The following is a 22,328-nucleotide window of genomic DNA, read 5'->3' as shown; positions in this document are numbered from 1 at the left end:
GCCACAACAACCTTGGGGTCTCACCATGCGCACCGCCGCGATCATCACGCTGTTGCTCGCCACAACGGCCGCGAGCGCACAGACCTTCACCGCCGAGATCACCCGCACCGCTCACGGCATCCCGCACATAACGGCACCTGACCATGCGGGCATCGGCTACGGCGTCGCCTATGCCTATGCCCAGGACAATCTCTGCCTGCTGGCCGAAGAGTTCACCACCGTCGCCGGCGAGCGCAGCCTGCATTTCGGCCCCGCAAACAGCGCCGTCCTCGGCTTCCAGAGCGTCGACAATGTCTCCTCCGATGTCTTCTTCCGCAGCGCCATCGACATCGCCGCCCTGAAAAAGGGCTGGCAATCCGCCCCGCCGGCCGAGCAGGCGCTGTTTCAGGGCTTCGCCGCCGGCTACAACCGCTATCTGCGCGATCTCGGCCCCGACGCCGTTCCGCAAGCCTGCCGCGACAAGCCCTGGGTCCGCCCCATCACCGTCGATGACCTGCTCCGCCTCAATGAAAAGCAGATGCTGCTGGCCGGCAGCCTCGCCTTCGCGCCCGCCATCGCCAACGCCGCGCCGGGCGCGGAGCGCGCCGCCATCGATGTGCCCCGCGAGCTCGGCATCGGCTCCAACGGCTGGGCCTTCGGCGCTGACAGCACCGCCAATGGCCGCGGCCTTGTCGTCGGCAATCCGCATTTCCCCTGGTTCGGCCCGGCCCGCTTCTGGCAGATGCACACCACTATCCCCGGCCAGCTCGACGTCATGGGCGTCGGCATCGCCGGCTCGCCCTTCCCCACCTTGGGCTTCAACAAGGATGTCGCCTGGACCCACACCGTCACCGCCGCCCGCCACTTCACCGTCCATGCCCTCAAGCTCGCTGGCCCCACCACCTATCTGGTCGACGGCAAGCCCGAGGACATGCAGACGCGCACCATCACCGTCCCCGTCCCTGCCGGCTTCACGCCCATCACACGCACCCTCTACACCAGCCGCTTCGGCCCGCTCATCGTCGCGCCTGCGGCCGGGCTGACATGGTCGAACACCACCGCCTACGCCCTCAAGGAGGCCAACCGCCAAAACCAGCGCGGCCTCACCACATGGCTCGGCATCGCCACCGCGCGCAGCACCGCCGACATCCGCCGCGCCGTCGAGACCACGCTTGGCATCCCCTGGGTCAACACCATCGCCGCCGACCGCGCCGGCAATGCCCTGCTCGCCGATGTCACCGCTGTCCCCAATGTCCCGGCCGAAAAAATCGCCGCCTGCAAGACCCCGCTCAGCGACCGCGTCGCCGCCCGCTTCATCCTGCTCGACGGCAGCACATCCGCCTGTGACTGGACGGAAGCCCCCGGAACCCCCGCCCCCGGCCTGATGCCCGCCACCGACCAGGCCGTGTTCGAACGGCGTGACTGGGTCGCCAACAGCAATGACAGCTATTGGCTGACCACCCCCAAGGCCCCGGCCACCCCGCTCTCCCCCATCCTCGGCAGCGCAGAAACCGCCCGCTCGCTGCGCACCCGCTCGGGCCTGCTCGAAATCGAACGCAACCTCGCCGCCGCCAAAATGACCCCCGAAACCGCCAAGACCATGGCGTTTGCCAACAAGTCACTGGCCGCTGAACTCGCCCTCGCCCCCCTCATCGCACTGGCAGAGAGCGACCCCGCCACGACAGCCGCCGCCACGGCGCTGGGGGGCTGGGACCAGCGCTTCGACAATGACAGCCGCGGCGCCTATCTCTTCCACCTGATCTGGTCGAAGGCCCAGACCCTGCCCGGCCTCTGGAAAACACCGTTCAGCCTCAGTGACCCCGTCAACACCCCCAACACACTCAACACCGAGGGCGAGACCGGTGCAAAGCTGAAGGCGATCATCGCAGAAGCCATGGCCGAAGCCGCCAAGGCCAAACTCGCGCTCGATGCCCGCTGGGGCGATGTGCAAAAGGCCCCACGCGGCGATGAGCTCATCCCCGTCCATGGTGCTGACGGCATCCACGGCGTGCTCAACGTCCAGCGCAGCCAGCCTGCCCCCTTCGGCCTCACCCCCGTCCATGGCAGCAGCTATGTCCAGGTCGTCACCTTCTCCGACACCGGCCCCATCGCCGATGCCGTGCTCAGCTACAGCCAGTCCACCGACCCCACCTCGCCCTGGTATGCTGACCAGACCCGCCAATATGCCGCCAAGCAATGGAACCGCCTGCCCTTCACCCCAGCCGAAATCGAAGCCGCGCGGGTGGGCGAGACGCTGAAACTCAGCGAATAGCCAGCGCTCAGCGGAACAGCAGCACCGACACCGGGCAGGCGCGCATCAGCGCCGTCGTCGTCGAGCCAACGATGAAGGTGCGCAGTGGCGAATGGCCATAAGCCCCCATCACCAGCAACTCGGCCCCGGTCGACTTGACCACATTCTCAATGGCCTCATCGGGCGCACCGGAAAGCGCATGCAGCTGTGCTGCCGGCAACAGCCCCTGCGCCCATTCGATCTCGCCGCGCAAGCTGGCGCTCACCTTGCCTACCGTCACCAGATGCACCGCCAGCCCATCGATCAACTGGCTCCCGGCCAGAAAGCTCACCGCCTTTCTCGCGCTCGGCCCGCCATCGAACGCGATCACCACCGTCGCCGGCACCACAAATCTGCGTGCCGCAACCAGTACCGGCCTGATGCTCTCGCGCACCATGCGCTCGACAAAGCTGCCGATATGCCCGCGCGCAAAATCCGCCTGCTCGCCGCGCTTCCCGATGATCACCAGATCATTCTCCGCCTCACGCTCGATCAGCGTTTCGATCACCCCACCGTGCCGGTGCACCGATGCCACATCCCTCACCCCGGCCGCCGCCAGCCGCGCCACCGCCGCCGCCAGCAGCGCCTTGCCCTGCTCGCGCGCCAGCCGGCCCTGCGCCTCGGCCAGCGCGACCAGCTCCTCCATCAGCCCGCTCTTGGCCCCCAGCCCGAGCGCGCCCGACATGTCGCCCCGCCCCGGCACCGCATCGGTGCGCTGGATCACATGCAAGAGTTCCACCCCGCCGCCCGTCCGCCCAGCCACCCAGGCGGCATGGTCGACCACCGAATCCGCATAGAGCGACGTGTCGATCGCTGCCAAAATCCGCTGCATCCCCTCGCTCCTCAATGCGCGGCCGAAAGTTCGGCGCCCTTGTCATGCTGCCCAAAGCGGTCAACGAGCGTGGCGCTCGCCTCATTCATGCCCCTGAGTTGCACCTCGGTGCCTTCACGGCGGAACTTCAACACCACCTTGTCGAGCATCGCGACCGCCGAAATGTCCCAGAAATGCGCCCCCGAAACATCGATCACCACCCGGTCGACCACCTCGCGAAAGTCGAAGGACGCCGCAAATTGATCGGCTGAAGCAAAGAAAACCTCGCCCGACACCAGATAGGTGCGCACATTGCCATCCGCTGACAGGCTCGGGCTGACCGAAAACAACCGGCTCACCTTGGCGGCAAAGAAGATGCCCGACAAAAGCACCCCCACCAGAACCCCCTCGGCCAGATTGTGCGTCGCCACCACCACGGTCACGGTCGCCAGCATCACAAGGCTGCTCTGCCACGGATGCACACGCAGATTCCTGATCGATGTCCAGGAAAAGGTGCCGATCGAAACCATGATCATCACCGCCACAAGTGCGGGCATCGGAATCTGCCCGACCAGATCCCCCAGCACGACGATCATGAACAATAGCGCGCTGCCCGCCACCAGCGCCGACAAGCGCCCCTCGCCGCCCGACTTCACATTGATGACCGACTGGCCGATCATCGCGCAGCCGCCCATGCCGCCCAGAAAGCCGGTGAAGAAGTTGGCAATCCCCTGCCCCTTAACCTCGCGCGCTTTGTTCGATCCGGTATCAGTGAGATCATCGACAATCTGAGCCGTCAGCAAACTCTCCAGCAGCCCTACCGCCGCCATGGTCAGCGAATAGGGCAAGATAATCTGCAAGGTTTCCAAGGTCAGCGGGACATCGGGCAGCGCAAAGAATGGCAGCGCATCCGGAAGGTCGCCCATGTCGCCCACCCGGTTCACATCCACCCCGAAATAAATCGCCAGCGCCGTCAACACGACAATCGCCACCAACGGCGACGGCACAGCCTTCGTCAGCCGCGGAAACAGATAGATGATCGCCAGCCCGCCCAGCACCATCGCATAGGTGACCGGCGTCACATCGGTCAGCTGCGGCAGCTGCGCCATGAAGATCAGCACCGCCAGCGCGTTGACAAAGCCGGTAACCACCGAGCGCGAAACAAAGCGCATCAGCAGATCAACCCGCACAAAGCCGGCCAGAAACTGGATCACCCCCATCAGCACCGTGGCCGCAAACAGATAGGGCAGCCCATGCTCGCGCACCAGCGGCACCACCAGCACCGCCACCGCCGCCGTCGCCGCCGAAATCATCCCCGGCCGCCCGCCCACCAGCGCAATGATCACCGCGATCGAAAATGACGCATAAAGCCCCACTTTCGGATCAACGCCCGCGATGATCGAAAAGCCAATCGCCTCAGGGATCAGCGCGAGCGCCACCACAAGGCCAGCCAGCACATCGCCGCGAAGATTGCCGAACCACTCGTTCCGGATGCGCTGCAAACGCTCCATATCATCCGCCTCAACTACGCAAACCAGCTCTGGGCCGCTCGAAAACGGTCCGCAAAGGGCTGTGAACATGATCCGGGGGATAGGCGCCCGGCCGAGCCACCCGGGCAAGCCGGGTCCGACGAGAAGCATGCCCTTAGGCCAATGCGGCAAATTTGCCTAGTCCGCGACCGCGCGTCGCACTCTTTCCCCGGCCCGGCAAATCGTCTAACCGCCAATCATGCGCAACCAGACCACTCGCGAAGCCGACCGGCAGACGCTCATCGCCCGCCTCGGCTCGATGACCGGCTTCACCCTGTCAGGCTGCCTCGCCGCCTGGGCCATCATAGAGCCGGACAAGCTTGCCCCGCTCGGTATCGGCGCCGTCGTCACCTTCATCATCGGCATCGTGCTGGCGCGCCGCGCCAGCAAGACCATCTACGGCCGCTGATCCTTCACGAAAACGCGGCTGCCGGCCAGATAGGTCGCCTCCACGCCCGTGCGCCACAGACCACCTGCCGGCGTCGCAAAGGGGTCGCGGTCCACGATGATGAAATCCGCCCATTTCCCCGGCGTCAGCGAGCCCACCACACCTTCCGCATGGCCGGCATAGGCAGCACCCCGAGTAAAGGCATCAAAGGCCTGCAGCATGGTCAGCTTTTCCCGCGCCCGCCAGCCTTCAGGCGGCGCGCCGTTGCGGTCCATCCGCGTCACCGCCGCATGCAGCCCGAAAAACGGATTGGGCGGCTCCACCGGAAAGTCCGACCCGCCCGCCAGCCGCGCGCCCGAGCCGATCAGCTTTGCCCAGGCATAGCCGCCCTCCAGCCGCAGTTCCCCCACCCGCGCTTCCGCCATGCCTTTGTCGCTGGTCGCGTGCGTCGGCTGCACCGAGGCAATCACCCCCAGCTCGGCAAAGCGCGGCAGGTCTGCCACATTCACGATCTGCGCATGCTCGTTGCGCGGCCGCAGCGCCGCGCGCACCGCTGCCGGCACATCGGCATAGGCGTCCAGAACTGCCCGGTTGGCCGCATCGCCAATGGCATGGACATTCACCTGAAAGCCCTTGGCCGATGACTCGACGATCATCCGGCGCAGCAGCGGCTCTTCATAAAACACCAGGCCCCGCTCGCCCGGCTTGTCCGAATAATCCTCGCGCATCCACGCGCCGCGGCTGCCCAGCGCGCCATCGGCCTGCAGCTTCATCGCCCGCATCGCCAGCAAGCCACGCGCATCCCAGTCAATCGGCCCGTCCGGCGCCATCGCGGCCAGCGCCTCGGTGCCGCGCGCCATCACATAGATACGCGCGCTCAGCCGCCCTTCCCGGGCAAAACGCTGATAGCGCGCCCAGGTCTCGGGCGTCGTTCCGGCATCATGCACCCCGGTCATGCCCACCGATGCCATGATCGCCAGCGCCTTGCTAAGCGCCGCATCCTGCTCAGCCGCGCTCGGCGCCGGAATCTTCTCGCGCACCAGCCGCATCGCGGCATCCACCAGCACACCGGTCGCATTGCCAGCCGCATCACGCTCGATGCGCCCGCCGTCCGGGTCCGGCGTGTCGCGGGTAATGCCAGCCAGCGCCAGCGCCCGGCTGTTCACCCATGCAGCATGGCCATCGACACGCGACAGATAGGCCGGCCGGTCGGGAATGGCCGCATCAAGCTCAGTCGCCGTGGGGAATCGCCCCAGCCCCCAGCGCTCCTGGTTCCAGCCCCCGCCCAACACCCAGGCCCCGCTGCTTTCATAGCCGCGCAGCCGCGCCTGCGCCTCTTCCAGCGAAGCCGTGCCATTGAGATCAACCCGCAGCGCCAGCTCGCCCAGGCTCATCACATGGCCATGGGCATCGATCAGCCCCGGCAGCAAGGTGCGCCCGCCAACGTCCACCGTCCGCTGGGCAGACACCGCCACGCCGTCCGCCAGCGTCGCCATCACCCGCCCGTCATCACCCACGACCAGCGTCGAAAACCGCCGCAGCGCGCCATCATCATCCAGCGTATAGCCATTAGCGTTGACATAGGCCGTCTGCGCGCCGGCCGCCCCCGCCCAAAGCACTGCTGCTGCCACCAACGCGCGCATCACCGTCATCCCTTCACCGCAATCACATCAATTTCCACCATCAGCTCCGGAAGCGCCAGCGCCTTCACCTCCAGCGTCGTGTCCGCCGGCCAGGGCTTGCTGAAATAGCGCCGCCGCGCCTCCACGATCTTCGAAAAATTGGCCATGTCGGTCAGATAGATCGTCACCTTCACAATGCGGCTGCGGTCACTGCCGCCCGCCGCCAGCACCCGGTCGATATTGGCAAAGGTCGCTGCCAGCTGCGCATCGAAGTCGTCTGCGCCCACAATCGAGCCCGTCTCGTCGATCGCCGCCTGACCGGACAGGAACAACAGGTCGCCCACGACCCAGCCGGGCGAAATCGCATAGTCCCCCAGCGGGTCCGGCTGCATCTCGATCACCTGCACACGCCTCACTCCCCAAATCGGCGGATCAGCGACGAGGTGTCATCGCGGCCACCGCTCATATCCTGCACCTCGGCATAAAAGCCGTCCACCATCGTTGTTACGGGCAGCTCAAGCCCCATCCGCGCCGCTTCGGCCAGCACCATGCCAAGGTCCTTGCGCATCCAGTCCACGGCAAAGCCGAAATCGAACCGTCCGGCCAGCATCGTCTCGGCCCGGTTGGCCATCTGCCAGCTCGCCGCCGCACCGCCGCCCACCACCGACAGCACCCGCGCCATGTCGAGCCCGGCCGCCCGGCCAAAGGCCAGCGCCTCGGCCAGCCCCTGCACCACGCCGGCAATGGCAATCTGGTTCACCATCTTGGCCAGCTGCCCGCTGCCGGCCGGGCCGATATGCCCGATGGTGCGCCCATAAGCCGCCATCACCGGCGCAGCCGCCGCAAAGGCTGCCGCACTCCCCCCGCACATCACCGATAGCGTGCCGGCCTCCGCCCCTGCCTGCCCACCGGAAACCGGCGCATCGAGCCACAACAGCCCACGCGCCGCCGCCTCGCCGTCCAGCCGCCGCGCCACCTCGGCCGATGCTGTGGTATGGTCCACAAACAGCGCGCCGGGCCGCATCGCACCAAAGGCACCGCCGTCGCCCAACGTCACAGCCAGCACATCAGCATCTGCGCCCACACAGGCCAGCACGACATCGGCCCCCGCCGCCGCCTCGCCCGCACCCGCCGCCAGCTGCCCGCCGTGTGCCGCCACAAACGCCTCGGCCCTGGCCCTGGTGCGGTTCCACACGGTCACCTCATGGCCAGCCGCCAGCAGGTGCCGCGCCATCGGTCCGCCCATCACGCCAAGCCCCAGAAACGCGCATTTCGCCATCATCCAACCCTTTCCAGCCTCGCACCCCTGCGCTAACAGCCCCTGATGCTTACCAACCCTGTCGCCCAACCCCTGCCAATCAGCGCCGCCGATGTCGAGGCGGCTGCGGCAGCCATTGGCGAAAACATCGTCAAGACCCCCTGCCTCAAATCAACCACCCTGTCCCAGATCACCGGGGCCGAGGTCTGGCTCAAGTTCGAAAATCTCCAGTTCACTGCGGCCTACAAGGAACGCGGCGCCCTCAACAAGCTGCTCAGCCTGACCGCTGATGAGCGCGCGCGCGGCGTCATCGCCGCCTCGGCCGGCAACCACGCCCAGGGGCTGGCCTATAATGCCCGCCGCCTCGGCATCCCCGCCACGATCGTGATGCCGCGCTTCACCCCCATCATCAAGGTCCAGCAGACCGAGAGCCACGGGGCCACCATCGTGCTCCACGGCGAGAAGTTCGAGGAAGCGACCGAACACGCCCATGCGCTCGCCGCCAAGCGCGGCCTTGTGTTCGTCCACCCCTTTGATGATCCGCTGGTCATGGCCGGCCAGGGCACCGTCGGCCTCGAAATGCTCGATGCCGTGCCCGACCTTGATTGCCTGGTCGTCCCCATCGGCGGCGGCGGGCTGATCTCGGGCATCGCCACTATCGCCAAGGCCCGCAATCCCGACATCGAGATCATCGGCGTGCAGGCCCAGCTCTACCCGTCCATGCACGCTTTCATCGCCGGCAGCCCCGCGCCCTGCGACGGCGACACGCTGGCAGAGGGCATCGCCGTCAAGACGCCGGGCCAACTCACCCGGCAAGTGGTGCAGGCACTGGTTGATGACATTGTGCTGGTTGCCGAACGCGATCTCGAACATGCTGTCTCGCTGCTCCTCACCATCGAGAAAACCGTCGTCGAAGGCGCGGGCGCCGCTGGCCTTGCGGCCCTGCTGGCCCATCCCAGCCGGTTCCGCGGCAAGCGCGTCGGCCTTGTGCTGTGCGGCGGCAACATCGACACGCGGCTCCTCGCCAATGTGCTGCTGCGCGAGCTTGCCCGCGGCGGCCGCCTCGCCCGTCTGCGCATCCGCCTCAAGGATCGCCCCGGCCAGCTGTTCGAAATCGCCCGGATCTTCGATCAGCAGCAGGCCAACATCCTCGAAGTCTATCACCAGCGAATCTTCACCTCGCTGCCCGCCAAGGGCCTGATCACCGATATCGAATGCGAAACCCGCGACCGCGAGCATCTCGACCGTCTGATCGAGGCCATTCGCGCCGCCGGCTATGAAGTCCGTCCGGTCGAACTCGACTGATCGCACCAAAACGACCCTTATAATATCATTAACGCTAATTTTTGCTATGGCCACATGCGCGCCAGTCGCATTACTGTAGCAAAGTTCCAACCGCTCTGGAGAGGGAGGGCAGGTGCGTGACTGATCAGGCCTTCCGGTTTCCCCGCTTCTTCGTCACGGCGCCGTCGCCGTGCCCCTATCTGCCGGGCCGCACCGAGCGCAAGGTCTTTGCCGAGTTGAAGGGCGCCGACGCGACCGACATGAACGAGGCGCTGGGCCGGATCGGCTTCCGCCGCAGCCAGAATGTCGTCTACCGGCCGAGCTGCGATTTCTGCCAGGCCTGCATTTCGCTACGCGTGCAGGCGCTGCAGTTCAAGCCCAGCCCGAGCCAGCGCAAGCTCATCCGCCGCCATGCTGATCTCGAGGTTCACGCCTGTGAGCCTTGGGCCACCGATGAGCAATGGTCGCTGCTGCGCCGCTATCTCGCCGCCCGGCACCCCGATGGCGGCATGGCCAGCATGGACGGGCATGATTATGCCGACATGGTCGAACAATCGCCGGTCGATACCGTCATCGTCGAATATCGCGAGCCCTCGGTCGATGGCCGCCCGGGCCGCCTCGTCGGCGCCTGCCTCACCGACAAGCAGTCCGACGGCCTGTCGATGATCTACAGCTTCTACGAAACCGGCATCCGCGAAGACGGCACACCGGCGCGCGACGGCTTGGGCAGCTACATCATCCTCGACCATATCCAGCGCGCAGGCGGCGCCGGCCTGCCCAATGTCTATCTCGGCTACTGGATCGAGGATTGCGACCGCATGTCGTACAAGACCCGCTACAAGCCGGCTGAGATCCTCATCGGCGGCCAGTGGAAGCCCTTTGCCGAACACAAGGCCGGCAAGTCGTCACCAGTCAATCCCGCCGTCAAGTCGTCGCTTTCGGCCAGCACAGCCGCCAAGCGCGCCACCCACCGCTTGCTCAAATAGGCTGCGCGCCCGCCTCCGGCAGCGCTTCGGCAAACAGTGCCGCCGTCGAGGGGTCAAGCCCACTCAAACTGCCCGCCAGCACATCGCGGGCCAGCGCCTTGCCCAATTCCACGCCCCATTGGTCAAAGGGGTTGATCCGCATCATCATCGCCGCGGCAAAGGTCCGCTGCTCGTAAAAGGCGAGAAGCGCGCCCAGCGTCCGCGCATCAAGCTGGTCGAGCAGGATGGTCGAAGACGGCCGATTGCCCGGGAAGGTCCGCGCCGGCAGCTCATGCCCGCGCCCGCTCAGCAGCGCAGCGCCTTGCGCCAGACAATTGGCCAGCAGCTGCCGGTGATGCCCCGGTGCCAGCCCATGCGCCGCCTCGCGCGCCGCCACCAGCTCGACCGGGCCGACCACCGTGCCCTGGTGCAGCAGCTGAAACACCGCATGCTGCGCATCAGTGCCCGTCGCCCCCCATGTCACCGGCGCGGTGGCGCCCTCCACCAGCTGCCCGTCATGCGTCACCCGCTTGCCATTGCTCTCCATTTCGAGCTGCTGAAGATAGCTCGGCAAAAGCCGCAGCCGCTCGTCATAGGCAAACACCCCGCGCACCGTCTGGCCCAGAAAGCGATGCGCCCAAAGGTCAGCCATCGCCGCCAGCACGGGCGCGTTGCCCAGCCAGGGCGCCGCCATGAAATGCCGGTCCATCTCGGCCGCCCCGGCCTTGAGCGCGGCCCAGGCGTCCGCCCCGCAGCGCAGGACAAAGGCCAGCCCGACCGCCGACCAGAGCGAATAGCGCCCGCCAACACTTTCGGGAAAGGCGAGCACATCGTCCGCCCCCCAGGCCCGCGCGACCTCGGGCGCGGCCGTCACCGCCACCTTCCAGGGCGTCACGCCGGCCGCCGCAAACCAGTCCAGCGCGCTCGCGGCATTGGTCATTGTCTCGGCGGTGGTAAAGGTCTTGGAGGCAATGACCAGCAACGTCTGCGCCGGATCGCAGCGGGCGCAGGCCCGGTGCAGCGCCTCGCCATCGACATTTGAGACAATTTCCACCGACGGCCCGTCGCTGTCCCGACCCAGCGCATCGATCAGCAAGGAAGGCCCCAGCGCCGAGCCGCCGATGCCGATCTGTAGCACATGCCCGATGCCGCGCGCCCGCACCTTCTCGGCCAGCGCCAGCATCCCAGCGTCACGCGCCGTCGCCGCCGCCACCAGCGCCGGGTCGCCCACACCGCGCTCGGCCATGTGCGTCGCGGCCCGCCCCTCGCTGACATTCAGGGTCGCGCCCGCCGCCAGCCGCGCCTGAGCCCCGCGCAAATCCACGGCGTCAGCCAGAGCCGCCAGCCCACCAAGCGCCTCGTTATCCAGATCGAGCCGGGAAAAATCAAACCTGATCCCGCACAGCTTCAGCCGCAACCGGTCGAGCCGCGTCGGATCATCGGCAAAGCGCTGAACAATCAGCCCTCGCTCGCGCCGCGCATGGCCCAGAAGCCGCGCTTCGATCGCTTCAATCTCGTCCGCCATCAAGGCCTTCCATGGCCCAAAGCCCCGCCGCCGCCAAGGTCCGTTGCAACAAAGTCGTCACTTGACCAGACTTGACCGCACCGCCGCCTTGCGTCACCGCCAAGCGCATGGACAGCATCGCCGCCACGCGTCAGGCCCATGAGGAAAAGACCGAACGGCTGCGCGCCCGCCTGGGCCGCGCCGCGCGCCTGCTGCTGGTCGCCATGATCGCCGCGCTGGCGCTGCGCGGCTTCGTCTTTGAGCCTTATCGCCTGCCCAGCCAGTCCATGCAGCCCGGCCTGCAACCCGGTGACACCATCTTCGTGGCCAAATGGCCCTATGGCCTGAGCCGGCACAATCTGCCGCTCAGCCCCACCCTGCTCGCCGGGCGGCTCGCCCCCAAAATGCCCGAGCGCGGCGACGTCATCGTCTTCAAGACCCCGCGCGACGGCCAGACCGACCTCGTCAAGCGGGTCATCGCACGCGGCGGCGACCAGATCGCCATGCGCGGCGGCCGTCCCATCCTCAACGGCCAGCCGCTCCCTCGCACGGTTACCGATACCACCGATAATCACCTTGTCCTGCGCGAAACTCTGCCCTCAGGCCGCAGCTTCCCCATCCAGACGGCAAAAGCCGACCAAAAGCCGGTCCCCACACGCGCCGATTTCGGCCCACTCACCGTGCCGCCTGGCCATGTCTTCCTGCTCGGCGACAACCGCGATGCCTCTACCGACAGCCGCTACAGCATCGCTGAAGGCGGCATCGGCTTTGTCCCGCTCGACCTCGTGGTCGGCCGGGTCGATCATATCCTCTACGGCCGCACCAGCCCCCGCGCCGGCACACACCCATGACCAACGCCGTGCCCGACCCGCAATCAGAGGACGGCCGCCGCGCCTGGGCCGAAGCCCGGCTCGGTCACCGGTTCGAAAATCCCGCCCTGCTGCGCCGCGCACTCACCCACAGCAGCGCCGCGCGCGGCAACGCCAGCTATCAGCGTCTCGAGTTTCTCGGTGACCGGGTGCTGGGCTGCGCCATCGCCGCCAAGCTGTTCGCCGCCCATGATGAAGCCGAGGGCAAGCTGACGGCTCGGCTGCACGCGCTCGTCGAAGGCCCGGCCAACGCCGAAGTCGCCCGCCATCTCGGCGTCGAGCCCTATGTCATCCTCGAGCCCTCGGCCCGCATGAAGGGCCTGGCCGCGACCGACAATGTCCTTGGCGATATCGCCGAAGCGCTGGTCGCCGCCCTCTTCCTCGATGCCGGCTGGGACAAAGCCAATGCCTTCGTCCTCGCTGAGTGGGGCCGGCTTGAAGCCAGCGGCCGAAAATCCCTGGTCGATCCCAAGTCCCGCCTGCAGGAATGGGCGCTGAAGCGTCGGCGCGGCACCCCCAGCTATATCGTGCTTCACCGCGACGGCCCCGATCACGCCCCCGTCTTCACCATCGAAGCGCGTGTCCGCGGCGAGCCGCCCGTCCAGGCCAGCGGTCCCAACAAGCAGGAAGCCGAAAAGGCCGCTGCCCTCCTCCTTCTCGAAAGCCTGCCCCAATGACGACACGCTGCGGCTCCATCGCCATCGTCGGCGCGCCCAATGCCGGCAAATCCACCCTCGTCAATGCGCTCGTTGGCCAGAAGGTCGCCATCGTCTCGGCCAAGGTGCAAACCACCCGCACCCGCCTCATCGGCATCGCCACGGAAGGCACCGCCCAGCTGCTGCTCATCGACACGCCCGGCATCTTCACCACCACCCGTCGTCGGCTCGACCGCGCCATGGTCAAGGCCGCATGGGACAGCGTGCCCGATGCCGATCTCATCGCCATGGTCATTGATGCGAAATCCGGCCTCAAGGACGAGCCCCGCGCCATCCTTGACGCCCTCAAGGACCGTCCCGAGCCCAAGCTCCTCATCCTCAACAAGGTCGACATCACCGCCAAGCCCAAGCTGCTCGAGCTGGCGCAAGAGGCCAACACGCTCTGCCCCTTCACCGACACCTTCTTCATTTCAGCCCAGACCGAAGACGGCATCCCCGAGTTCAAGGCAGCACTCGCCAGCCGCATGCCCGAAAGCGCCTGGCACTTCCCCGAGGATCAGCTGTCCGACACCACCACCCGCATCATGGCCGCCGAGCTGACCCGCGAGCAGATCTACAACCAGCTCCACGCCGAGCTGCCCTATGCAAGTGCGGTCGAAACCGAAAAATGGGAGGAGCGGCGCGACGGCTCGGTCGCCATCAACCAGCAGATATTGATCGAGCGCGAGAGCCAGCGCGCCATCATCCTCGGCAAGGGCGGCAGCCGCATCAAGGAGATCGGCGCCCGCGCCCGCGCGAACATCGCCGAGCTTCTCGGCCGCCCGGTCCATCTCTTCCTCCACGTCAAGGTGAAGGAAGGATGGGCGGACGACCGCGAAACCTACCGCGATACCGGTCTCGACTGGGTCGATTAGGCCAGCGCCACCGTCTGACGCCGACGCCGCATCACGCCGCCGACCAGCCCGACGCCCGCAATCAGCATCGCCCAGCTCGCCGGCTCCGGCACCGCTGCGGTGCCAATCCCGGACCCATCCGTGATCCCTGTCGACGTGGCAATCGCCTGATAGCGGACGACGAACTTGTCGAGCGTGATCTGGCTCTGGGCGGACCCGAAGGTCAGGGTGAAGGTATTGGGAACCAGATTGACGACAGCAATCGACTCGCCGATCGACAAGCCGCCATGGCCGCCGCCAGCGCAACCGGTACCGCCGCCGCCAGACTTGAAGCAGACCTCGACATTCGTGCTGTTCGAAATCTGGCCGGACCCAACATTGCTGAAGACGCCCGTCGCGCTGGTACCGTTTCTGTTCGGGTCCACGTCGAACCCGAAAACCGAAAGCCGCGAGCCGGTGACAATGCCGCTCGACGTATTCTTCATGTCGTCAATGTTGAACGTCCAGCCGGTGAAGTTCGAGACACCATCCCCACCGCTCAAGGCGCTCAGGCGAAACACGGCGGTCGACGTCAGGCCGGGCAGTGCTACCGCAGCCCCTTCGGTGCCAAGATACCCCTGCGAAAAATTGATCGAGAAGGTGTCCCCTACCGAATCGAACACCGCCGGCGTGCTGGGCACGATCACCGCCGATGCAGGAGCCGCAGCCACCAAGCCTGCCACGAGGAACGCAAAACCACTCGTAAACATTTTGGCAGTGTACATTTGCAAATTCCTTCACGGCCTGATTACGATAAATTATTTGGTAATTAATCATTCATCGTAAGTCAATGCAAATTTCGCGCGCAGCGGCGGCGCGTGCGCTATGAAAGCCCATGGATCTCACCACCCCGGCCCTTGCCTGCACCGTGCTCACACACGGCGAAACCGGCGCCATCCTGCGCGCCCTCACCCCCGCACATGGCCTCGTCGCCGGCTACATCAACGGCGGCCGCTCACGCCGGCTGCGGCCGCTGCTCCAGCCCGGAAACATCCTGCAGCTGCATCTCCATGGCCGACTCGACAGCCAGCTGGCCCGCGCCACCGCCGAACTCATCGAACCGCGCGCCGCCCTCATCACCTCGGGCTTCGCGTTTGCTGTCCTCGAATGGTCAACCGCACTGACCGCCGCCGCCCTGCCCGAAGCTGCACCACACCCGATGCTCTACGCAGCCCTTGATGCGCTCACCGCACTCCTCGCCGCTGACGCTGATGCCGCCCGCATCGCCGCCACGCTCGCCCGTTACGAGCTGCTGCTGCTGGCCGAGCTTGGCTTCGCGCCCGACCTTTCCAGCTGCGCTGCCACCGGCGCCACCACAGACCTCGCCTATGTCTCGCCAAAATCGAGCCAGGCCGTCAGCCGCGCCGCCGGCTTGCCCTATGCCGCCCGCCTGCTACCGCTGCCCGCCTTCCTCATCGCCGAAGCCCCAGCCCAGCTCGCCGACGCGCGTGATGCCCTCACCCTCACCCGCCACTTCCTCGCCCGCGATATCCTGACCGGCGCCGCCGCCCGGCTGTTCGCCGCCCGCGACCGTCTCGTCACCCGGCTTACAGCGATGGACGAACCCGGCCCGCCCGGCTAATCCAAGCCATGGCCACCACCCAACCGACCGACACCATTCTTGACACCCAGTTCACCGAAGCGCTCGAAAGCCGCTATCTCGTCTATGCGCTGAGCACGATCACCGCCCGCTCGCTCCCCGATCTGCGAGACGGCCTCAAGCCCGTCCACCGCCGCATCCTCTGGGGCATGCGTCTGCTCCGCCTCGATCCGGGTGCGGCCTACAAGAAGTCCGCCCGCGTCGTCGGCGATGTCATGGGCAAATATCACCCGCACGGGGACCAATCGATTTACGACGCGCTCGTCCGCCTCAGCCAGGATTTCGCGCTGCGCTACCCGCTGATCGAAGGCCAAGGCAACTTCGGCAATATCGACGGTGATAATGCCGCTGCCATGCGCTACACCGAAGCGCGCCTTACGGCCGCCGCCACCACGCTGATGGACGGCCTCGATGAAGACTGCGTGCCCTTCCGCACCACCTACAATGGCGAAGAGGAAGAACCCGAAGTCTTTCCCGGCGCCTTCCCCAATCTGCTCGCCAATGGCGCCTCGGGCATCGCGGTGGGCATGGCCACCTCCATCCCGCCGCACAATGTCGCCGAAGTCCTCTCCGCCGCCCTCGCCCTTCTTGCCCAGCCCGACCTGCCGTCCGAACGGCTGCTCGATCATATCCAGGGCCCGGATTTCCCCACCGGCGGCATCCTCATCGAGCCGCGCGCCAGCATCGCGGAGGCCTATGCCACGGGGCGCGGCGCATTCCGCCTGCGCGCCCGCTGGCACAAGGTCGAAGCCAAGAATGGCCTCTGGCACATCGAGATCACCGAAATCCCCTATCAGGTCGTCAAGGGCAAGTTGATCGAGACGCTGGCCACGCTGCTGAATGACAAGAAGCTGCCGCTCGTCGCCGATCTCGATGACCAGTCCGACGAGAATCTGCGCATCACCATCGAGCCACGCTCGCGCAACGTCGACCCCGAGCTCTTGATGGAGAGCCTGTTCAAGCTCACCGATCTCGAAGTCCGCATACCGCTCAACATGAATGTCCTCGATGCCGGCCGCCCCGGCGTCCTAAGCCTCGCCGAAGTGCTCGGCAAATGGCTGGCGCATCAGCGCGAAGTGCTGATCAACCGCGCCCGCTTCCGGCTCGGCAAGATCGAGGCGCGCCTGGAGATCCTCGGCGGCCTGATCAAGGCCTATCTCAACCTCGACGAAGTCATCCGCATCATCCGCGAAGCCGATGATGCCAAGGCCGAACTCATCACCGCCTTCGATCTCACCGTCGTTCAGGCCGACGCCATTCTCAACATGCGGCTGCGCTCCTTGCGCAAACTCGACGAAATCGAGATCACGCGCGAAAACAAAGCGTTGACGGAGGAAGCCAAGGAGTTGCGCCAGCTCCTCGCCTCGCCCGCCGAGCAGACGAAACGGCTCGCCGCAAGTCTCGAAGCCCTGCGTGAAACCTATGGCCCCGACACAGAGCTCGGCCGCCGCCGCACCACGCTGGCCGATGCGCCCGATGTCCGCCACGTGCCGCTTGAAGCGATGATCGAGCGCGAGCCGCTGACAATCATCGCCAGCCAGAAGGGCTGGGTTCGCGCGATGAAGGGCCATATCGACCTCACCAGCACAGACGCAGTCAAATACAAGGAGGGCGACGGCCCGGCCTTCGCCTTTCATGCCCATACCACCGACAAGCTGATGGTCGCCGCCTCCGATGGTCGCTTCTACACGCTCTCGCCCGAAAAGCTGCCCGGCGGTCGCGGCTTTGGCGAGCCGCTGCGCCTGATGATCGACATGGCGGAAGCCAGCGAGATTGTCGCGCTCACACCGCACCGCCCCGGCGCCAGCCTGCTGCTCGCCAGCTCCGATGGCCGCGGCTTCCGGGTCGCCGCCGATGACGTGCTGGCCGAAACGCGCAAGGGCCGCCAGGTCATGACCCCGCGCGAAGGCGAAACATTGAAGATCGTCCACCCCATCGCCGAGACCGACGACATGGTCGCCACCATCGGTGATAACCGCAAGCTGCTCGTCTTCCCGCTTGAAGACCTGCCGCACATGGCGCGCGGACGCGGCGTCACCCTGCAGAAATACAAGGATGGCGGCCTCTCGGATGCCCGCAGCTTCGTCATGGCCGATGGACTCAGCTGGCCGATGGGAGGCGCTTCGGCCCGCACCCGTACCGAAGCCGATCTCGGCTTCTGGAAGGCCGCGCGCGCCTCGGCCGGGCGCCTGCCGCCCAATGGCTTCCCCCGCAACAACAGGTTCGCCTGACCCCCCGCGACAACCACAGCCTATCGCCACCCAGGCGCCTGCACGCTACACAAGGGTCATGACTGGAATCATCATTGTCGCCCTGCTCAACCTGGCCTTCGGCGTCTGGGTCGCCCGCCTCATCGCCAAGGATCCTGCCAATCTTCGCAAGTTCAACGAAAAGAAGGACACGAGCGAGCCGCCTGAAAGCTGATGCTCATCCTCGGCCTGCTCCTGCTCAGCCTCGTGGTCGTCGCCTTCATCATGCGCGGCGCGCCCAAGCCGCCACAAGCCATTCCGCCGGACAACACCGATATTGCCCACCCCTGGTCGAGCGGCCTCCCCAATGAGCCCGACGACTTCGCCGGACCAAACGCCGTCTACGGGCCCGGCACATCCGACCCGGACCAACACGACTGACCGGCTTTGCCGCGCTGCAAAACCGGCGTATCAAGGCACGTGGGCGACCGGAGGGTGAACGACGATGGACCTCAACAATCCCAGCCGTGAAAACCCTGGCGCCGGGGCCAATGGTTTCCCTGCACTGGCCCTTGTCCTGTTCGGCGTGCTACTGCTCGTCGCGATCGTCACATCCGGCCTTGATGCGGCCCTGTTGTCGCTGTCAGCCGTAGGCTTGGTCTTTGCCATCATCTTCCTGCTCGTCGGCTTCTACAAACTCTCGCCCAATGAAGCCGGCGTGCTCACCCTGTTCGGCGATTATCAGGGCACCGACCGTGGCACCGGCCTGCGCTGGACATGGCCCTGGATCGGCGTTACCAAAATCTCCTGCCGCGCCCACAATCTCATCAGCGAACAGGTCAAGGTCAACGACCAGCGCGGCAATCCCGTCGAGATCGCAGCCCAGCTCGTCTGGCGCGTCACCGACACCGCCCAGGCGAGCTTCGATGTCGACAATTACATGGAATTCGTCACCGCTCAGGTCGAGGTCGCCGTGCGCACCATCGGTGCCCGCTACCCCTATGATGATTTCGAACACAAGGAGGTCACCCTGCGCGGCGACCATGAACAGATCGCCGGCGAGCTGCGCGCCGAGCTTCAGGACAGGCTCAAGGTAGCCGGCATCACCGTCGATGAATGCGGCTTCACCCATCTCGCCTATGCCCCGGAGATCGCCGGTGCGATGCTCCGCCGTCAACAAGCCGCCGCCGTCGTCGCCGCGCGTGAAACGCTCGTCATGGGCGCGGTCTCGATGGTCGAAATGGCGCTCGAACAGCTGGGCGAGAAAAATGTCGTCAAGCTCGATGACGACCGCCGCGCCGCCATGGTCAGCAATCTCATGGTCGTGCTGTGCGGCGAGCGAGACACCCAGCCGATCGTCAACACCGGCAGCATGACCCCCTGAGCTCAGCCCGCCAAGGCGCGGTCCAGAAGCGCGGTTACGGCCGCCGCATCACTCGGAAACCCCTCGGCCACCCACAGCCGCTCGAAGCTCTGCAACCGCGCCGCCACCTCCGGCCCCGGCCCCACGCCGCGCGCCACAAAGTCACGGCCCGAAACCGGCATGCGTGGCCGCTCCCAGGCCATCAATTGCCGAGCATCGGCGACGCGTCCGGCGATCAGGAGCCTGTCCAGCAGGGCCTCCGCGCCAATCGCCCAGGCGGCCGCATAAACCGGCGTCGAATCCGCTGGCAACACCGCCAGCCCCAGCCGCCCCCTGTCCGCATTGGAAAGCCGCAGCCGCGCCGCCACCGCTTCGGCCAAAGGCCGGTCCTCGGGCAGCATCGCCGCCAGCCGCCGCCGCCAGTCGTCGGGCACATCGGCTGCCGCTTCCGCCGCCAGCAGAGTCTCCAGCCGTCCCAGCCCCAACTCCGGCAGCACAGGCCGAAAAATCCCGGCATCCAGCATCACCCGCAGCACCGGCAGCGGGTTTGCCACCAGCAGCAGACCGCGCAATTCCTGCGCAATCCGCTCGCGTGACAGCGCCATCAGGTCGTTGGCCCGCGCCGTGCAGGCCGCCAGCCCGTCGGCATCAAGCCCGTCTGCAAAACGCGCCGAAAAGCGAAAGAAGCGCAATATCCGCAGATGATCCTCGGCAATGCGCGCCAAAGGATCGCCAATGAAGCGCACCCGCCGCGCCGCCAGGTCATCCAGCCCGCCAAACCAGTCATCGATCTCGCCCGACGGCAGCCGCGCATAAAGCGCGTTGATGGTGAAATCTCGCCGCGCTGCATCCGCCTGCCAGTCATCGGTAAAGGCCACGCGCGCATGCCGCCCATCGGTCGCCACATCACGGCGGAGCGTCGTCACCTCGGCCCTGAGCGCGCCCGAGATGGCCGTCACCGTGCCATGCGCCAGCCCCGTCGGCACCGCCTTCAGCCCGGCGTCCTCAAGCCGCGCCATCACTGTGTCCGGTGCCATCAGGGTCGCGAAATCGATATCGGCGGCCTCAAGGCCGAGCAGCGGATCGCGGACAATCCCGCCGACCAGCCGGCTCGCTCCCCGCGCCGCATCGAGCGCATCCAAAAGCGCCGCGCCGTCGGCCGTCTCCACCCAATCGGGCAAGGGCAGCTTCACAACCGGAACCGCCTCGAAAGATTGACGATCATCGCCGCCGTCGCGCCCCAGATCTCGCGCTCGCCGTGCCGGATCACAAAGGTTCGCCTTGACCGGCCCTGCCATTCGCCGGTCCGGGTCTCATGATTCGCCGGGTCAAGCACATGCGCCAATGGCACATGAAAAAGCTCCGCCACCTCGCCTTCATGCGGGCGCAGTGGTAGCCCCGGCGGCACCAGCCCGACGACCGGCGTCACCGCAAAGCCGGTCCCGGTCGTATAGTCCGGCAACCGCCCCAATATCTCGACATGGTGCCGGGCCAGCGCCACCTCCTCCTCCGCCTCGCGCAGCGCGGTCGCTTCCGGCGACACATCGTCAGGGTCCATGCGCCCGCCCGGAAAGGCGATCTGCCCAGCATGACGCTTCAGATGCGCCTGCCGCCGGGTCAAGAGCAGCTGCGGAGAAGCCTCGATCGTCACCGCCATCAGCACAGCGGCCGGCATCAGCGCCGCCGGCAACTCGCCCATCGGCAGATGACCGGAGACGGCATGGTCGCTGTCAAAGGCTGCCCTGCCCCCAGCCAGAAGCGCTGCCCGCAGTTCTGAGATCGGCATCAATGTCCATCCCCGAACGGAAAAAAGGCCCCGCCCGACCACAGACCCGGCGGGGCGCCGCCCTCGCCCAGCGCCAGATCGGCCAGCTCATAGAACACCGACCGCGCAACCAGCGCCTCCAATCCATCACGAACCTTCAGATAGGGCCGCGGCGTGCCGTCCTCGGCCACATCCACGCGCAGCGGATGCTCAGGCCCCGCCTCGACATGATCCTCGGTATTCAACCGGAACACCAGCCGCCGGTCCGAACCCTGACCCTCGCTCACCACTTCCACCGCCACAAAGGGCGCATCCTCAACAGCAATATCGAGCTTCTCATGCGGCGTGACCAGCACATAGCCGCCGTCCGGTTCACGCCGCAGAATGGTCGAGAACAGCTGCACGAGCGCCGGCCGGCCAATGGGCGAGCCTTGATGAAACCAAGTGCCGTCCACGGCAATCCGCATCTCGCTGTCGCCGCACCGCTCCGGATTCCACAAATGCACCGGCGGCAGGCGGCGCTCCTTCAACAGCGCCGCCAGTTCTCCGAGCGACCGCCCGGAAGAATCGCGTGCACCATTGCCATTGCCACTCATCATGACCGCAACATAGTCGTCACCAGCGCCAAGGCAATGAGACGAAAGGCCCGACGCCCCACCCAGTCAGGCTGCGGCGCGCCCCGACACCGGCACATCGGCCTCCAGCCAGCCATGACGCGGCAAGCCTTCAAAATCACCGCGCAGCAGCAGACGCGCCCGGTCCACAGGCCCCGGCAAATGCCAAGCTTCGCCAGCCCCGGCGGCAAAGCCAAACCGGCCATAAAAACCGGCATCACCAATCAGCAGCTGCGGTGCAAAACCGCCGGCATCGGCCCGCGCCAGCGCGGCCTGCGTCAAGGCCGAACCGATCCCGGCCCCCTCATGAGACGCCGCGACCGCCACCGGCCCAAGCAAAACCAGCTTTGCACAGGCGCCGTCCACGGCCCGCACGCGCAGCGGCCAACACTGTGCCGAGCCGACCAACCGGTCACCCTCACGCGCAACCACGCACAGCGGCCCCAAGGGAGTCACACCCTCGCGAAGGCGATAGGCGGTGCGCGCATGCCGGGCAGGTCCGAAACGGTCGTCAAGCAGCTGCTCTATGGCAGCCGAGTCTGAGGCAATGGCCTCGACAATCTGGATCAATGAAGTCACTTTCAGCACAGGAGGCATCACAACGCCGGGTCAGCCCCCATGGCCGCCCGGGTTCAGCCTCGTCGGCTCACCAGAAAGTGTCTTGTCTTCATGGCGCGCGCAATATCACCAGCGCGCCCCTTCCGCAATGG

23 protein-coding genes and 1 other annotated feature are annotated in these 22,328 nt (G+C 66.4%); of the genes, 12 read left to right on the top strand and 11 right to left on the bottom strand.

Features of this window, described 5'->3' with window-relative positions:
- The first annotated feature begins 25 nt into the window (after positions 1-25).
- Positions 26-2,251 (top strand): penicillin acylase family protein, encoded by a 2,226-nt coding sequence (locus tag ACMVO5_RS01685; protein ID WP_416908359.1) that lies wholly within the window; start codon positions 26-28, stop codon positions 2,249-2,251.
- 7 nt (positions 2,252-2,258) lie between these two features.
- Here the strand turns inward: ACMVO5_RS01685 and ACMVO5_RS01680 are convergent, their stop codons facing one another.
- A complete protein-coding gene (locus ACMVO5_RS01680) occupies positions 2,259-3,101 on the bottom strand; it encodes a universal stress protein (protein WP_416908358.1) in 843 nt (280 codons plus the stop codon).
- An 11-nt stretch (positions 3,102-3,112) separates the two neighbouring features.
- On the bottom strand, positions 3,113-4,591 hold the full coding sequence (locus tag ACMVO5_RS01675) for a SulP family inorganic anion transporter (RefSeq protein ID WP_416908357.1): 1,479 nt from the start codon (positions 4,589-4,591) through the stop codon (positions 3,113-3,115).
- Between the two features lie 66 nt (positions 4,592-4,657).
- Positions 4,658-4,711 (bottom strand) — a sequence feature (sul1 is cis-regulatory element that is thought to sense ions involved in sulfur or methionine metabolism; They are found in Alphaproteobacteria).
- 97 nt (positions 4,712-4,808) lie between these two features.
- On the opposite strand from ACMVO5_RS01675, the gene ACMVO5_RS01670 reads away from it, so the two are divergent.
- On the top strand, positions 4,809-5,018 hold the full coding sequence (locus tag ACMVO5_RS01670) for a hypothetical protein (RefSeq protein ID WP_416908356.1): 210 nt from the start codon (positions 4,809-4,811) through the stop codon (positions 5,016-5,018).
- Here the strand turns inward: ACMVO5_RS01670 and ACMVO5_RS01665 are convergent.
- The 3 genes from ACMVO5_RS01665 to ACMVO5_RS01655 are packed head-to-tail and all read right to left on the bottom strand — an operon-like array spanning position 5,006 to position 7,898.
- Positions 5,006-6,640, bottom strand: a complete 1,635-nt coding sequence (locus ACMVO5_RS01665; RefSeq protein ID WP_416908355.1) for an amidohydrolase — start codon at positions 6,638-6,640, stop codon at positions 5,006-5,008. The genes ACMVO5_RS01670 and ACMVO5_RS01665 overlap by 13 nt on opposite strands.
- Positions 6,641-6,645: 5 nt before the next feature.
- A complete protein-coding gene (locus tag ACMVO5_RS01660) occupies positions 6,646-7,011 on the bottom strand; it encodes a RidA family protein (RefSeq protein WP_416909273.1) in 366 nt (121 codons plus the stop codon).
- A gap of 20 nt (positions 7,012-7,031) precedes the next feature.
- Complete coding sequence (locus tag ACMVO5_RS01655; protein WP_416909272.1) at positions 7,032-7,898, bottom strand: NAD(P)-dependent oxidoreductase; 867 nt, start codon at positions 7,896-7,898, stop codon at positions 7,032-7,034.
- Positions 7,899-7,943: 45 nt separating this feature from the next.
- Between ACMVO5_RS01655 and ACMVO5_RS01650 the strand changes: the two genes are divergently transcribed.
- Together ACMVO5_RS01650 and ACMVO5_RS01645 are read left to right on the top strand one after the other, a co-directional pair.
- The gene (locus ACMVO5_RS01650) at positions 7,944-9,182 is read left to right on the top strand and encodes a threonine ammonia-lyase (RefSeq protein ID WP_416908354.1); all 1,239 of its coding nucleotides are present in this window, start codon (positions 7,944-7,946) and stop codon (positions 9,180-9,182) included.
- Positions 9,183-9,298: 116 nt separating this feature from the next.
- The gene (locus ACMVO5_RS01645) at positions 9,299-10,147 is read left to right on the top strand and encodes an arginyltransferase (RefSeq protein WP_416908353.1); all 849 of its coding nucleotides are present in this window, start codon (positions 9,299-9,301) and stop codon (positions 10,145-10,147) included.
- Here ACMVO5_RS01645 and pgi read toward each other — a convergent pair.
- Positions 10,140-11,651 carry a glucose-6-phosphate isomerase gene (pgi, locus tag ACMVO5_RS01640; protein ID WP_416908352.1) on the bottom strand — a complete coding sequence of 504 codons (1,512 nt, stop codon included), beginning with the start codon at positions 11,649-11,651 and terminating at the stop codon, positions 10,140-10,142. The genes ACMVO5_RS01645 and pgi overlap by 8 nt on opposite strands.
- Before the next feature lie 71 nt (positions 11,652-11,722).
- Between pgi and lepB the strand changes: the two genes are divergently transcribed.
- Genes lepB through era form a run of 3 tightly spaced genes read left to right on the top strand, consistent with a single transcriptional unit; the run spans position 11,723 to position 14,069 of the window.
- Positions 11,723-12,481, top strand: coding sequence for a signal peptidase I (gene lepB / locus ACMVO5_RS01635; protein WP_416908351.1), 759 nt, complete (start codon positions 11,723-11,725; stop codon positions 12,479-12,481).
- Positions 12,478-13,176 (top strand): ribonuclease III, encoded by a 699-nt coding sequence (gene rnc / locus ACMVO5_RS01630; protein ID WP_416908350.1) that lies wholly within the window; start codon positions 12,478-12,480, stop codon positions 13,174-13,176. Before lepB ends, rnc begins: the two co-directional genes overlap by 4 nt.
- Complete coding sequence (gene era / locus ACMVO5_RS01625; RefSeq protein WP_416908349.1) at positions 13,173-14,069, top strand: GTPase Era; 897 nt, start codon at positions 13,173-13,175, stop codon at positions 14,067-14,069. The genes rnc and era overlap by 4 nt, the downstream gene beginning before the upstream one ends.
- Here the strand turns inward: era and ACMVO5_RS01620 are convergent.
- Positions 14,066-14,812: a cistern family PEP-CTERM protein gene (locus tag ACMVO5_RS01620; RefSeq protein WP_416908348.1), complete on the bottom strand. Its 747-nt coding sequence runs from the start codon at positions 14,810-14,812 to the stop codon at positions 14,066-14,068. The two genes, era and ACMVO5_RS01620, sit on opposite strands and share 4 nt — an antisense overlap.
- Positions 14,813-14,922: 110 nt before the next feature.
- Between ACMVO5_RS01620 and recO the strand changes: the two genes are divergently transcribed.
- The 5 genes from recO (at position 14,923) to ACMVO5_RS01595 (ending at position 19,260) form a co-directional block, all read left to right on the top strand.
- Positions 14,923-15,669, top strand: coding sequence for a DNA repair protein RecO (gene recO, locus ACMVO5_RS01615; RefSeq protein ID WP_416908347.1), 747 nt, complete (start codon positions 14,923-14,925; stop codon positions 15,667-15,669).
- 8 nt (positions 15,670-15,677) lie between these two features.
- Positions 15,678-17,918 carry a DNA topoisomerase IV subunit A gene (gene parC, locus ACMVO5_RS01610; protein ID WP_416908346.1) on the top strand — a complete coding sequence of 747 codons (2,241 nt, stop codon included), beginning with the start codon at positions 15,678-15,680 and terminating at the stop codon, positions 17,916-17,918.
- A 58-nt stretch (positions 17,919-17,976) separates the two neighbouring features.
- Positions 17,977-18,111, top strand: coding sequence for a hypothetical protein (locus tag ACMVO5_RS01605; RefSeq protein WP_416908345.1), 135 nt, complete (start codon positions 17,977-17,979; stop codon positions 18,109-18,111).
- Positions 18,111-18,317: a hypothetical protein gene (locus tag ACMVO5_RS01600; protein ID WP_416908344.1), complete on the top strand. Its 207-nt coding sequence runs from the start codon at positions 18,111-18,113 to the stop codon at positions 18,315-18,317. The genes ACMVO5_RS01605 and ACMVO5_RS01600 overlap by 1 nt, the downstream gene beginning before the upstream one ends.
- 64 nt (positions 18,318-18,381) lie before the next feature.
- Complete coding sequence (locus ACMVO5_RS01595; RefSeq protein WP_416908343.1) at positions 18,382-19,260, top strand: SPFH domain-containing protein; 879 nt, start codon at positions 18,382-18,384, stop codon at positions 19,258-19,260.
- A gap of 2 nt (positions 19,261-19,262) precedes the next feature.
- Here the strand turns inward: ACMVO5_RS01595 and ACMVO5_RS01590 are convergent, their stop codons facing one another.
- The 4 genes from ACMVO5_RS01590 to ACMVO5_RS01575 all read right to left on the bottom strand — a co-directional run bounded on the left by ACMVO5_RS01590 (position 19,263) and on the right by ACMVO5_RS01575 (position 22,188).
- Entirely contained in the window at positions 19,263-20,432 is a 1,170-nt protein-coding gene (locus ACMVO5_RS01590) for a CCA tRNA nucleotidyltransferase (RefSeq protein ID WP_416908342.1), read from the bottom strand.
- Positions 20,429-21,025, bottom strand: coding sequence for a CoA pyrophosphatase (locus ACMVO5_RS01585; RefSeq protein ID WP_416908341.1), 597 nt, complete (start codon positions 21,023-21,025; stop codon positions 20,429-20,431). Before ACMVO5_RS01585 ends, ACMVO5_RS01590 begins: the two co-directional genes overlap by 4 nt.
- Complete coding sequence (locus tag ACMVO5_RS01580; RefSeq protein WP_416908340.1) at positions 21,025-21,603, bottom strand: DUF1285 domain-containing protein; 579 nt, start codon at positions 21,601-21,603, stop codon at positions 21,025-21,027. The genes ACMVO5_RS01585 and ACMVO5_RS01580 overlap by 1 nt, the downstream gene beginning before the upstream one ends.
- Positions 21,604-21,666: 63 nt before the next feature.
- Positions 21,667-22,188 (bottom strand): GNAT family N-acetyltransferase, encoded by a 522-nt coding sequence (locus ACMVO5_RS01575; RefSeq protein ID WP_416908339.1) that lies wholly within the window; start codon positions 22,186-22,188, stop codon positions 21,667-21,669.
- Positions 22,189-22,328: the final 140 nt, after the last annotated feature.

Source organism: Polymorphobacter sp., from assembly GCF_048007885.1.
Classification (GTDB): Bacteria; Pseudomonadota; Alphaproteobacteria; order Sphingomonadales; family Sphingomonadaceae; genus Sandarakinorhabdus.
The sequence above is the reverse complement of the archived record's forward strand: the minus strand, read 5'-3'. Positions and strand labels throughout refer to the sequence as shown.